At 73.4% G+C, this 13,634-nt stretch carries 5 protein-coding genes; 2 read left to right on the forward strand and 3 right to left on the reverse strand.

Going from position 1 to position 13,634, the window contains the following annotated elements; genetic code table 11:
• Both AC07AL_RS00005 and pulA read right to left on the reverse strand, forming a co-directional pair.
• Positions 1-1,781, reverse strand: a 1,781-nt coding sequence (locus AC07AL_RS00005; RefSeq protein ID WP_478316144.1) for a M4 family metallopeptidase, incomplete at its 3' end; no start/stop codon positions are given.
• A gap of 549 nt (positions 1,782-2,330) precedes the next feature.
• Entirely contained in the window at positions 2,331-7,838 is a 5,508-nt protein-coding gene (gene pulA / locus AC07AL_RS00010; RefSeq protein WP_478316146.1) for a pullulanase-type alpha-1,6-glucosidase, read from the reverse strand.
• 316 nt (positions 7,839-8,154) lie between these two features.
• Between pulA and AC07AL_RS00015 the strand changes: the two genes are divergently transcribed.
• Entirely contained in the window at positions 8,155-9,120 is a 966-nt protein-coding gene (locus tag AC07AL_RS00015) for a phosphatase PAP2 family protein (protein WP_363580884.1), read from the forward strand.
• 75 nt (positions 9,121-9,195) lie between these two features.
• Here the strand turns inward: AC07AL_RS00015 and AC07AL_RS00020 are convergent, their stop codons facing one another.
• Entirely contained in the window at positions 9,196-12,228 is a 3,033-nt protein-coding gene (locus AC07AL_RS00020; RefSeq protein WP_478316147.1) for a bifunctional [glutamine synthetase] adenylyltransferase/[glutamine synthetase]-adenylyl-L-tyrosine phosphorylase, read from the reverse strand.
• Between the two features lie 188 nt (positions 12,229-12,416).
• Between AC07AL_RS00020 and AC07AL_RS00025 the strand changes: the two genes are divergently transcribed.
• Positions 12,417-13,634: acyltransferase family protein (locus tag AC07AL_RS00025; protein ID WP_478316149.1), on the forward strand; the 1,218-nt coding region annotated here is incomplete at its 3' end.

The raw sequence follows: 13,634 nt of genomic DNA on the forward strand, positions 1-13,634 counted from the left end.
GTGGCCGTACCGGTGATCGCACCCGTCGACGCGTTGATCGCCAGCCCGGCCGGCAGACCCGTCGCGCTGTACGACAGCGGCGCGGTACCACCGGAGGCCTTGATCTGGAGGTTCACCGCACCGCCGACCGCCGTGGACTGGTTGCCCGGGCTGGTGACGGTGATGCCGCCGGGGTTGGGCAGCGAGCCGACGTTGACGGCGGCCCAGGCCGTGGCGACCGCGTTGTACTCGGCGCTGTTCGCGCCGTACAGGTCGGTGGCCGCGTTCAGGGTCGCGGTGCGGGCGGCGGCGTAGTTGGTGGTGGAGGTCATGTACGCGGTCAGCGCCTTGTACCAGACCTGCTGGGCCTTGTCCCGGCCGATGCCGCCGACGGTGATGTTGTTGACCGTCGGGCTGTTGTAGCTGACGCCGTTGATCACCTTGGCGCCGCTGCCCTCGGCCAGCAGGTAGAAGAAGTGGTTGGCGACACCGGACGAGTAGTGCACGTCCAGGTTGCCGACGCCCGAGTACCAGGAGTCGGCGGAGGTGCCGTCCTTGGAGGGCTTGTCCATGTAGCGCAGCGGCGTGCCGTTGCCGTTGATGTCGATCAGCTCGCCGATCAGGTAGTCCGGGTTGTCGGCGGGCAGGTTGGCGTAGAACTCGACCATCGAGCCGAAGATGTCCGAGGTGGCCTCGTTGAGGCCGCCGGACTCGCCCGAGTAGTTCAGGTTGGCGGTGGCCGAGGTGACGCCGTGGCTCATCTCGTGGCCGGAGACGTCGAGTTCGGTCAGCGGGTGGGTGTCGCCCGAGCCGTCGCCGTAGGTCATGCAGAAGCAGCTGTCGTCCCAGAACGCGTTGACGTAGCCGGTGTCGTAGTGGGCCCGGCTCATCGCGCCGACGCCGTCGTTGCGGATGCCGTTGCGGCCGAAGGTGTTCTTGTAGAAGTCCCAGGTGGCGGCCGCGCCGAACTGGGCGTCCACGGCGGCGGACTCGCGGTTGCTGGCCTGGCCGTTGCCCCAGGTGTCGCTCGACTTGCTGAACAGCGTGCCGTTGCCGGAGGTGCCGTTCTTCATGTCGGTGGTGTACTGGCCGCCGCGGGTGGCGTCCTTCAGCGAGTACGTCGAGCCGCTCTGGGTGGTGGTCAGCGGCACGTTGCCGACGAACACGCCGTTGCCGGAGCCGCGCTTGATGCCGTCGGCCTTGCTGAGCACGTCGCCGGTCGCGGCGTCGGTGACCACGTGCAGCTTGCTCGGGGTGCCGTCGGACTCGCGGCCGGAGACGACGGTCTCCCAGGCGAGCTTCGGGGTGCCGTCGGCGGCCCAGACGACCAGGCGCGGCGCGGTGTCGACGGCGGCGCCCTGCTCGGCGGCGAGCGCGGCGGCCTGGGCCTTCGGCGCGGCCTGGGCCGGCGTGGTGCTGACACCGGCGAGGTTGGCCTCGCTGGCCTTGGTCACGCTCTTGGTGGCGCCCGCAGCGTCCTGGTGGACGATCAGGTCGCCGCCGAGCACCGGGAGTCCGGCGTAGGTGCGCTCGTAGCGCAGGTGGCGGCCGCCGTTGGTGTCCAGGACGACGTCCTTGGTGACCAGCTTCTCCTGGCTGCTCAGGCCCAGGGCCTGGACGAAGGACGCGGACTGCTGGTTCGCGGAGGCGATCAGCGCGGCCCGGTCCGACTGCTGGGCGGCGACGGCGGACGGGGCGTCGGGCGTCGCGGCCTGCGCGATGACCGGTATGCCGGTCACCAGCAGCGCGGTGGTTGCGGCCATGACAACCGCGGCCTTCCGGGCGTGAGCGTAACGGGACATGCGGACTCCTTTTCCGACCGGCGCGGGTTCGCGCCGGTGGAGAGAAACCTGGGCCGCAGGGTTGCGGCGCAGTGGGGGCCCCCGCCCGGGGTGCGCGACGGGGGTGCGATTGCGGTGCTCACAAGTCGTGGCAGGTTTGGGACGCGCTGCACCTGAACTGGTCAGCCGCACCGGGGGGTGGGGGCCCCTCGTCTGCAGCCGCAGGAATCGTGGCAGCAAACGAGTCGTTAATGACAGATGCATGCCACGGAATGGCCGATTCATTACCGAAACCGTATGCATGACTGTTCATCAGTTGTGTTACCCCTTTGAGAACTCATGAACACGGTTTTCATGATCCGGGGAATGTTCGATCACTTCCGGAAGTCACTGACCAGCACTCAGGGCCCCCGCCCGCACCACCCGGTGGCCGACGGCGCCGGGCGGGCGCGGCACATCACGCTTCCGGCCGTGCCATCGGTGCTTTCCGGCCACCGGGCGGCCAAAACGAAACGGGTCCCGCACCGCCACAACGGCGGTGCGGGACCCGGGGGTTCCGGCGTTCGTCGATCAGCCCTGGACGAACACCGCCACGGTACGGCCCGGCACGGTGAAGGTGCCGGTCACGGCGTCGAAGCCGGACTGCTTCACCACCGCGTCCGCGCCGCCCGCCTGGACCGGGTGCAGGGCCTGGCCCGTCCCCTTCAGGGCCGCCACGGTCTGCGCCTGCGCGGTGGGCGTGGCGTTGAACACCACGGTGACGCCCTTCTCGGCGCCCTTCAGCCCGGTGCCGTCCAGGTGCAGGGTGATCACCCCGGGCGTCTCACCGGGCGTGCCGGAGAGCGGGTAGGACAGCCGCTGCTGGACGGCGGCCAGGGTGGGCAGCGAGAACAGCGGCGAGGACCGCTTGATCCGCAGGAACTCCTGGTACTGCGCGGAGGTCGCGCGGATCTCGGCCGCCCCCACGGTCAGCCGCGGGTTCGCCAGCAGGGACTGCGCGGTCGGCCACATCTCCTTGTTGTCGGCCGCCGGCGGCAGGCCGCGGCCCCAGCCGTTGCCCTGCGACGGGTCCCAGTGGATGGCGTTGAACCAGTCGCCCGAGTCGTAGGAGTTGGCGTCCAGCGACTTGGAGCGCAGCAGGTCGCTGCCGGCCTGGGCGAAGCCCGCGCCCTGGGTGAGCGCGGTGAGCGAGAGCCCGAGCGCCTGCATCCGGGCCCGGTCGGCGGGCGTGGTGCCGGTCGGCAGCTTGTACGCGAGCGCGTCGAACAGGTCGGTGTTGTCGTGGGCGTCCACGTACTCCACCGCCTCGCCCGGCTTGGCCGCGTACCCGGTCGGGGCTCCGTTGTAGTCGACCTGCGCGCCGGTGACGGCCCGGCCCGAGCTGTCGGTGAAGGAGTAGCCGGCCAGGTTGCCGGTCAGTCCGACCTTCAGCTGGTCCATCTGGTGCAGCAGCCGGTCCTTCTGCTCCTGCGGGGTGCCGTTGGCGGGCGAGCCGTTGGGGTCGGTGTACAGGCCCGAGGCGAAGCCCTGCTGCGGGGCGGAGTTCAGCATGAAGTTGCCGCCGCGGGCGGCGTCGCGGAGCCGGTCGTCGAAGGTGGCGATGCCGGTGCCGGCCAGGTTGAGCTGGGTGGCCTGCTCGAACCGGGCGTTGTTCGCGACGACGCCGAAGTTCCAGCCCTCGCCGTAGAGGAAGACGTTCTTCCCGTCGACGCCGTCCGAGGCGGGCGTCATCTTCCGCAGCGCGGCCTGCACGTCCAGCATGGTGGACTTCGGGTCCAGGCCCATCAGGTCGAAGCGGAAGCCGTCGACCTTGTACTCGCGGGCCCAGGTGGTCACCGAGTCGACCACGAGCCGGTTCATCATGGCGTGCTCGGGCGCGGTGTCGGCGCAGCAGCTGTCCGCGGTGACCTTGCCGTTGTCGTCCAGCCGCTGGTAGTAGCCGGGGACGACCTTGTCCAGTACCGAGTGCTCGGCCTGGCCGCTGGCGGCGGTGTGGTTGTAGACCACGTCCAGCACCACCCGCAGCCCGGCCTCGTGCATCGCCTGCACCATCCGCCGGAATTCGACGGTGCGCGCCACCCCGGTCGGCTCAGTGGCGTACGACCCCTCCGGCACGGTGTAGTGCAACGGGTCGTAGCCCCAGTTGTACGCGTCGTCGGCGGCGACGGCCGCCACGCATTCCTGCTGCTTCGGGCCGTCCGGGGGCAGGGACTTGAGGTCGCAGGCCGGCAGCTTCTGGTCGGCCCGGTTCTCCCGGATGGTGGCGATGTCGAAGGTCGGCAGCAGGTGGACGGTGGTCACCCCGGCCTGGGCGAGCTCCCGCAGGTGCCGCATGCCGGCCGACTGCGACTCGGTGAACGCCAGGTAGGTGCCGCGCTCGGCGGCCGGGACGGTGGTGTCCTCCACCGAGAAGTCCCGGACGTGCAGTTCCTGGATCTGCTGCCGCGCCGGCGGGACGGCCTCGGGGACGTTCTGCTCCTCCCAGCCCGCGGGCTTGAGCTCCTTGGCGGCGAGGTCGGCGACCAGGCTGCGCCTGGAGTCGGTGGACAGCGCGACCGAGTACGGGTCGGTGACGGTGTTGACCACCACCTGCTGGACGGAGGGCGCCCAGACCTTCACCTGGTACAGGTAGTACTTGCCGTCCAACTCGCCCTTGTCGCGGACGACTTCCCAGACGCCGGTCTCGTCGTCCAGCTTCAGCGGCAGCGTCTTCGGGGTGCCGCCGGTCGCGCCGTCGAAGACCTGGACGGACACCTCCTGCGCGGTCGGCGCCCACACCGACAGCGCCACCTTGCCGTTGTAGTAGGCCGGGCCGAAGTCCACCCGGCCGGTGCGGCGCGCGTAGAGGTCGTCCAGCACGCCGGGGGTCTGCACGCCGGTGGCGGCCAGCACGGCGCCGCTGGGCAGGTGTTCGGTGAACAGCAGCTGGCTGCGCAGCGCGGCCGGGACGCGCGCGGTGTCCCGGGCGTCCACGGTGAAGGCCCGGTAGCCCGCCAGGTGCGGGAACGCGGCCTTCTGCGCCGCGGTCAGGCCGCCCTGGGCGGCGTTGAGCCGGATCCACCGGCCGGGCTTGGTCAGCACGCCCTTGTCGGCGCGGATGCCGCCCTCCGGGTCGTACACCAGCTGGGCGCTGGTGCCGCCGGCCAGGGCCGCGTCGCCCGCGCCGTAGGCCGCCGGGACGACGACGGTCCTGGCGTCGATCCACTGGGCCTTGGCGGTGCCGAGGTCCACCTGCGCGGAGGCGGCGGCGTTCTGCGGCAGCAGGTGGCCCTCGCGGCCACCGAGCAGCCACACCTCGCGGCCGTCGACGGCGAGGTCCAGGGACTGGTCGGTGGGCAGGTCCTTGTCGTTGCCCTTGTGCAGGATGTAGCTGAGGCTGGTCGCGCCGGGGGCCAGCGGCACCTCGAAGACGGCGCCGAAGGCGTCGCGGCGCACCGGCATCAGCGGCTTGCCCCAGTCGGTGGGGGTGGCGGCGCCGGTCCAGTCGTGCAGGCCCCAGCCGTCGTAGTCGCCGTCGGCCCGGTTGTAGTGGAGGACGGCGGTGTTGGCGGGCGGAGTGTTCACCGGGCCCGGGTCGGCGGTGCGCACGGCCGGGTCGCCCTGCCGGAGCCAGACCTCGCCGGTGGCGCCGACGTCGACGTGGCGGTCGGCGTCGACGTCCTTGACGCCGTTCTTCTCGACGACGAACCCGACGTCCGAGGCGCCGGGCTTGAGCTTCACGTAGGCGAAGGCGCCGTACGCGTCCCGGCCGGTGAAGGCGTGCCCGGCGGGCCACGGGGTGGCCTCGCCGTCGGCGAGGTCGCCCCAGGCGTAGAGGTTCCAGCCGTCGTAGTCGCCGTCCGGACGGTTGTAGTGCACGACGGCGTACGGGCGGGCGCCGGCGGTGGGCACCGGCTTGGGCGCGGGGGCGCCGGTGGTGAAGCTCGCGGTGGCGGAGCGCAGCCGGCCGCTGGAGTCCTGGACGACGGCCTTGTAGCGGACGACCGTGCCGGGGGCGGTGGCACTCAGGTCCTGGGTGACCAGGTTCCGCCCGGTGTCGGCGGTGCCCAGGGTCTGCCAGGGCCCGGTGCCGATCTGGGCGGCGAAGGTGACGCGGTTGAAGCCGCCGCCGGTCGTGGCGCCGACGGTGACGGTGCCGCTCGAACCGTCGGCCGGGGGCTGCACGGAGAGCCGCGGCGCCGCCGTGGTGGGTGCGAGGACTGCGCCCGCCTTGAACACCACCGAGGAGAGCGCCGGCACGGTCACGGTGACCTTGCGGTCGGCGCCGGAGGTCGCTTTCCCGCCCGTTGCCGGGTAGATCCGGTCGAAGCCCATCCCGGCGGAGAAGGTGTCGAGGGTGACGGTCTTCGCCTCGGCGGCGTTGTTGACCGCCACCAGGTACTCGGTCCGCTGCCCGGCGTCGATCCGGGAGAAGGCGTACACGCCCGCGCCGTCGGCGGCGTAGCGCTCGATCTGGGCGCCGTCGGCGAGCGCCGGGTTGTCGCGGCGCAGCTTGGCCAGCGCGGCGACGTCCTGGTAGAGCGCGCCGCCCTGCCCGTACCGGTCGGCCGGGCCGGAGGGGCCGCCGAGCACCCGGTCGCCGTTGTAGGAGGGCGTCTTCGAGGCGAACATGTCCTGCCGGGCGTCCTGGTCGCCGCCCGCACCGGTGAAGCCCTGCTCGTCGCCGTAGTAGACGACGGGCTGGCCGCGGGTGAGGAACTGGAGCTCGTTGCCGAGCCGGTCCTTCTTCAGCAGGGTGGCCTCGTCGGCGCCCGGGTTGTCGGCGAGCAGGAAGGAGCCGAACCGGCCCATGTCGTGGTTGCCGAGGAAGGTCGGCAGCTCGTACGCGTCGGTGTCGGCGGTGGTGTAGCGGTAGTCCTGGCCGTAGACGTCGGCGAGGTTCTTCGCCGAGCCGCCCTGGGAGACGTAGCTGCGGGCGGCGCCCTGGAACGGGAAGTCCAGGGTGGCCTGGAGCTTGCCCTTGGTGACGTACGGCGAGGTGATCGCCGGGTCGCCGGAGTAGACCTCGCCGAACATGAAGAACTTCTTGTTGCCCTGCTTGGCGGCGAAGTCCTTGAGCGCGGGCGCCCACTGCTGCCAGAACGCCATGTTGACGTGCTTGACGGTGTCGATCCGGAAGCCGTCCACGCCGGCGTCCTTGACCCACTGCTGGTAGACCTTCTCGAAGCCCTTCACCACCCGGGGGTTCTGGGTGTCGAGGTCGTCCAGGCCGCTGAAGTCGCCCTCGGTGGCGGACTCGCCGACGAAGGTCGAGTCACCGCGGTTGTGGTAGAGCGCGGGGTCGTTGAGCCAGGACGGGGTCTTGGCCGTGGCGTCGGCGGGCTTGCGGAAGACCGGGGTGTAGGGGAAGGAGTCCTTGGTGAGCCGCGGCCAGGGCGCGCCCGCGCCCGCGTCGGCGATCGCGGTCTCGTCGACGGGGTTGCCGTCGGCGTCGAGGGTCGGGTAGGCGCCGACGGAGCGGTAGCCGTGCTGCTGTTCGGCGTCGTCGATGACGTCGGCGGTGTGGTTGGTGATGACGTCGAAGAAGACCTTGATGCCGCGGGCGTGGGCCTTGGCTATCAGGTCCTTGAGCTGGTCGTTGGTGCCGAAGTGCGGGTCGACCTGGGTGAAGTCGGTGATCCAGTAGCCGTGGTAGCCGGCCGAGGCCTGGTCGCCGCTGCCCTGGACCGGCTTGTTCTTGAAGATCGGGGCCATCCAGATCGCGGTGGTGCCGAGGTTCTGGATGTAGTCGAGCCGCTGGATCAGGCCGGCCAGGTCGCCGCCGTGGTAGAAGCCCTTGTCGGCCGGGTCGAAGCCGTGGTCCAGCCGGCCGCCGGTGATGCCCCCCGTGTCGTTGGCGGGGTCGCCGTCGGCGAAGCGGTCGGGCAGGACGAAGTAGAACTGCTCGCGGGTGAGGTCGTGCCGCCCTGCGGTGGCCGCCAGGGTGGCGTCCGAGGGCGGGGCCGGCGGGGCGGCGGCGAGGGCCGCGGGCGCGCTGCCGAGGGTGGCGGCGGTCAGTGCGGCGGCCAGCAGGACGGCCGTGCGGCCGGGTCTGCGTCGGGGGGTGCTCCGCCGGGGGCGGAGCCGGACATCGGCCACTGAGGGTCTCCCTTAGGGGAAGGGGTGAGCGAGTTCCCTGGAAGCTAGCGGCCTGCAATATGTTTCAGCAAGATGCAGAAACCGTTTCGTTCCGGGAAACTCCAGGCCAGGACCGTTGCCGCCACCCCGATTACGCCCTTCGAGCGGTCGGCGTAACAATGGGACGTATGCCTGTCCCGCCGGTAAGCACCAGACCCGACCGCACCCCCTACCCCGGTGGGAGCCGCCCCCTAGCCCTCAAGGGGGACAGCCGGTGAAGAATCCACTGCCAGGGGATGACTGGACGGCGACGGGACGTCTGGCAGACTTCTCGTCCATGGGGGAACCGACCAAGATCCAGCACGGCCGCGAACAGCGCGCCGAAGCGGCGCGTGGTGACGGTTCCGGAGCACGGCCGGCCTCCTCGGGACGCCTGCCCGACGGAGCCGCCCGCGCCACTCAGTCCCGTATCGCCGCACTGCGCGGCCGCATCCGCGACCAGCGGCGCTCACCGGCCCGGCCGAAGATCTGGTTCGAACTGGCCCTGATCGGGATCAGCTACTGGATCTACTCGATCATCCGCAACGCCGTCCCGGAACAGGCCTCGATAGCCCAGAAGCACGCGCGCTGGATCTGGGACCTGGAGCAGTCGCTGGGCATCGCCGTCGAGCGTTCGATCAACCACGCCGCGAACAGCGTCGGGTGGCTCATCACCGGGATGAACTACTACTACGCGACCCTGCACTTCGTCGTGACGATCGGCGTGCTGGTCTGGCTCTACCGCCGCCACCCCGGCCGCTACGTCGCCGCCCGCACCGTGCTGTTCGCCACCACCGCGATCGCCCTGATCGGCTTCTTCTTCTTCCCGCTCGCACCGCCCCGGCTGATGACCGACGGCGGCTTCATCGACACCGTGAAGGTGCACGGCACCTGGGGCTCGATGGCCTCCGGGCCCGCCGCGCACGTGTCCAACCAGTACGCGGCGATGCCCTCGATGCACATCGGCTGGTCGATGTGGTGCGGGCTGGCCATCTTCTACCTGGCCCGCCGGACGTGGGTCCGGGTGCTCGGCCTGCTCTACCCGCTGGCCACCCTGGCGGTGATCGTCTCGACCGCCAACCACTTCTGGATGGACGCCGTCGGCGGCGAGCTCTGCCTGGCCGTGGGCTTCCTCACCGCCCGCTGGCTGTACCACTCCTGGGTCTACAAACTGCCCCAGGTGCCCGCCCGGGAGGCGGCGGAGGAGCCGATCACCGTCCCCGAGCAGTGGAGCGAACCCGCGGCGACCGGCGCCCGCCGGTAGAGCTGCCGGACCCGGACGAACCGAAGGGGCCCCACCCGGGGCCCCTTTCGCGTGCCCGAGCCTCGGCCGCCGGCCTCAGCCCCCGTAGAACAGCCGCTCCACCACCGCCCGGGCCCGCCGGGTGGTCCGCCGGTAGTCGTCCACCAGCTCGCCGCTGTGCCCGGCGCCGTACCCGAGGTAGCGGGCCACCCCGGCCAGCTCCCGGGCCTCCCCGGGGAAGCTGTCGCCGGGCCGCCCGCGCACCAGCATCACCGCCGAGCGCACCCGGGAGGCCAGCACCCAGGCCGCGTCCAGCACCTGCGCGTCCGAGCGCCCGACCAGCCCGGCTTCGGCGGCGGCCGCCAGCGCGGCCCTGGTCCGGGTGGTGCGCAGGGCCGGCAGCTCGTGCCCGTGCTGGAGCTGGAGCAGTTGCACCGTCCACTCCACGTCGGCCAGCCCGCCGCGGCCGATCTTGGTGTGCGTGGTCGGGTCGGCGCCGCGCGGCAGCCGCTCGGCCTCGATCCGCGCCTTGATCCGGCGGATCTCCACCAGGTCCCGCTCCGGCACCCCGACGCCGGGGTAGCGCAGCGGGTCGATCAGCTGCCGGAACCGCGCGCCCAGCTCCTCGTCCCCGGCCACCGGCTCGGCGCGCAGCAGCGCCTGGCTCTCCCAGGCGTGCGACCAGCGCCGGTAGTACGCCGCGTACGAGGCGAGGGTGCGCACCAGCGGGCCGCTGCGCCCCTCCGGCCGCAGGTCGGCGTCGACCAGCAGCGGCGGCTCGGTGGACGGCGCGCCGAGCAGGGTCCGCAGCTCGTTGCAGACCGCCTGGGCGGCCCGGGCGGCGTCCTGCTCCAGCGAGCCGAGCAGCGGCTCGTGGACGAAGAGCACGTCGGCGTCCGAGCCGTAGCCCAGCTCGTGGCCGCCGAACCGGCCCATCGCGATCACCGCGATCCGGGTCGGCAGGTCGCCGTGCTCGGCCTCCCAGCCGGCCGTGCAGGCGCGCAGCGCGCCCTGGAGGGTGGCGGCGTTGAGCGCGGTCAGCGCCTCCCCCGCGGTGTCCAGCGCCTCGGCCGGGTCCTCGCCGAGGCGGCCGAGGACGTCCGCGGCGGCGGTCCGGAACAGCTCCCGGCGGCGCACCGAGCGGGCGGCGGCGACGGCCGCGGCGGTGGATCCGGCCCGGCCGACGGCGGCCAGTATCTCCTGCTCCAGGGCGGCCCGGCCGCGCGGCGCCAGGCCCTGCGGGTCGCCCAGCATGGCGACCGCCTCGGGGGCGCGCAGCAGCAGGTCGGGGGCGAGCCGGCCGGCCGACAGCACCCGGGCCAACTGCTCGGCGGCGGCGCTCTCGTCGCGCAGCAGCCGCAGGTACCAGGGGGTGCGGCCGAGCGCGTCGGAGACCTGGCGGAAGTTGAGCAGCCCGGCGTCCGGATCGGCCGAGTCGGCGAACCAGCCGAGCAGCACCGGCAGCAGGGTGCGCTGGATCGCGGCCTTGCGGCTCACCCCGGAGGCGAGCGCGCTGAGGTGGCGCAGCGCGGCGGCCGGGTCCGCGTAGCCCAGCGCCTCCAGCCGGGCCCGGGCCGCGTCCGGGGTCAACCCGGCCGCGCCCGGCGGCAGTTCGGCGACGGCGTCGAGCAGCGGCCGGTAGAACAGCTTCTCGTGCAGCCGCCGGACCTCGACCGCGTGCCGCTTCCACTCGCGCTGCAGCGCGGCCACCGGGTCGGAGCGGGTGTCGTCGTTGATCAGCGCGGCCAGCGAGCGGGCCAGCCGGCGCAGGTCCTCCGCGCCGGTGGGCATCAGGTGGGTGCGGCGCAGCCGGTAGAGCTGGATCCGGTGCTCCAGGGAGCGCAGGAAGCGGTAGGCGGTGTCCAGCGAGACGGCGTCCGCCCGGCCGACGTACCCGCCGCGGGAGAGCGCGGCCAGCGCCTCCAGGGTGTTGCCGCTGCGCAGCGCCGGGTCGGTGCGGCCGTGCACCAGCTGGAGCAGCTGGACGGAGAACTCGACGTCGCGCAGCCCGCCGGGGCCGAGCTTGAGCTGGCGGTCCAGTTCGGTGGCGGGGATCGAGTCGATCACCCGGCGGCGCATCTGCTGCACGTCGGTGACGAAGTTGTCCCGGGCGGCGGCCTGCCAGACCATCGGGGCCAGCGCCTCCAGGTAGGCGGCGCCGAGTTCGGCGTCCCCGGCGACGGGGCGGGCCTTGAGCAGCGCCTGGAACTCCCAGGTCTTGGCCCAGCGCTGGTAGTAGGCGAGGTGGCTGGCCAGGGTGCGCACCAGCGGGCCGTTGCGGCCCTCGGGGCGCAGGTTGGCGTCCACCGGCCAGATGGTGCCCTCGCCGGTGGTGTCCGCGCAGAGCCGGGTGAGGGCGGCGGCGAGCCGGGTGGCGGCCTTGACGGCCTCGTGCTCGTCCACGCCCTCGCGCGGCTCGGCGACGAAGATGACGTCCACGTCGGAGACGTAGTTGAGTTCGCGGCCGCCGCACTTGCCCATGCCGATCACGGCGAGCCGGCAGGCCCGGGCGGCGTCCTGGTCCTGCTCGGCGGCGAGGTCCAGGGCGGTCTGCAGGGTGGCGCCGGCCAGGTCGGCGAGTTCGGCGGCGGTCTGCGCGAGGTCGGTGGTGCCGGTGAGGTCGCGGGCGGCGATGGCGAGCAGGCAGCGGCGGTAGGCGACGCGCAGCGCGTCCGCCGGGCTGCGGCCGCCCTCCCGGCCGCGCCGGACGCCCTCGGCGAGCGCGCGGCGGAAGTCCTCCGGGCCGGGGTGCATGTCGCGCAGCTCGAAGGTGACCAGCATGTGCCAGTCGTGCGGGTGCCGGGCCAGGTGGTCGGCGAGCGCGGTGGAGACGCCGAGCACGCCGAGCAGCCGGTCGCGCAGCGGCTTGGAGGTGGTGAGGGTGTCGCGCAGGGTGCGCCGTTCGGCCTCGTCGGCGGCCTCCAGCAGCCGGGCCAGGCCGAGCAGGGCGAGGTCGGGGTCGGCGGTGGCGCCGAGCGCGTCCAGCAGCACGGGGTCGTCGGCCAGGCCTTCCAGGCCGGGGCCCGCCAGCAGCCGCACCGCCTGCGCCGGGTCGGTGAACCCGCGCCTGACCAGCCTGATCTCCGGCCGGCTGACCCGGCTCCCGGCCCGCTGCTCGTCCACCGCCATGGCCCCTCCATCCGTCCGCCCCAGCAGGTTACGCGCCCTGACGGCCCGGCGCCGGACACGACCGCCGGACACGACCACCGGACGGCCCGCCGCCGCGCGCCGCGCCGCCCGTCCGTGACCTCGGGCCCGCCGCGCTCGTTCTCCCGGCGCCGACCGCCCCACCCCGCCCACCCCGTTCCGGAGCGCCGATGCCCAGCCGCCTGCCCTCGCTCACCGGGCTGCGCTTCTGGGCGGCCCTGCTGGTGGTGCTCTACCACCTGTCCCGCAAGGTCGGCGGGCTGCCGGTGCTCGATCCGCTCGCCTGGTACGGGCGCTCGGGGGTGACGTTCTTCTTCGTCCTGTCCGGTTTCGTCCTGGCCTGGACGTACGGCGGTTCGCCCGTCCCCACCGGGGCGTTCGCCCGCCGCCGGTTCGCCCGGATCTGGCCGTTGCACGTGCTGAGCACCGTGCTGTCGCTGGGCGCGGACGCCGCGATCGGCACGGCGCTGCCGGTGGCGGCCGCGCTCTGGTCGCTGCTGCTGGTGCACCCGTGGGCGCAGGCGACGGTGTACGGCGGCAATCCGGCGTCCTGGTCGCTGGGCGCCGAGGCCTGGTTCTACCTGCTGTTCCCGCTGCTGCTGCGGTTGCTGGCGCCGCGCCGCCGCGCCTGGCTGCCGGTGGCGGCGGTGTGCGCGGCGCTCGGCCCGGCACTGTGGGCGGCGGGCCCGCTGCTGCCGGCCGATCCGACGGTGCGCGGCTGGCTGCTGGACTACCTGCCGCTGGCCCGTACCCCGCAGTTCGTGCTCGGGGTGGCGGTCGGGCTGGCGGTGCGGCACGGGCTGCTCCCCCGGGTGCGGCTCGGCGCGGCGGCCGCGGCGGTGGCGGGCTGGCACCTGCTGCTGGCGCCCTGGCACGCGGCCGTCCCGGACGCGCTGTGGTGGGGCCCGTACAGCGCCTCCCAGCTGGTGCCGGCGGCCCTGTTCGCGGCGCTGCTGGTGGCGGCGGCCCAGCGGGACGCGGCCGGTGCGGCCCCCCGGCCGCCGGGCGAACGGGGACCGGCCGGACGAGGTCTGGCCGGACGGGCAGCGGTGCGGCTCGGCGAGTGGTCCTACGCCTGGTACCTGGTGCACGAGATCGGCATCCGCTGCTGGCTCGCCGAGTTGGGCCGCCCGGCGCCCGGGGCGGCGGCGCTCGGGGTCTGGCTGCTGCTGGCCGGGGGGTCCCTGGCGGTGGCGGCGGGCCTGTACCGCTGGGTGGAGCGGCCGTGCGAGCGGCTGCTGCGCGGCTCGCCGCGCCGGCCCGGCGGGAACGCGGCGGGGGGGGGGGGGGGGGGGGGGGGGGGGGGGGGGGGGGGGGGGGGGGGGGGGGGGGAGGGGGCGGGGGGGGGGGGGGGGGTGTTGGGGGGGTGGGGGGGGGGGGGGGGGCGT

It is taken from the genome of Kitasatospora sp. NPDC043949 (assembly GCF_056435365.1).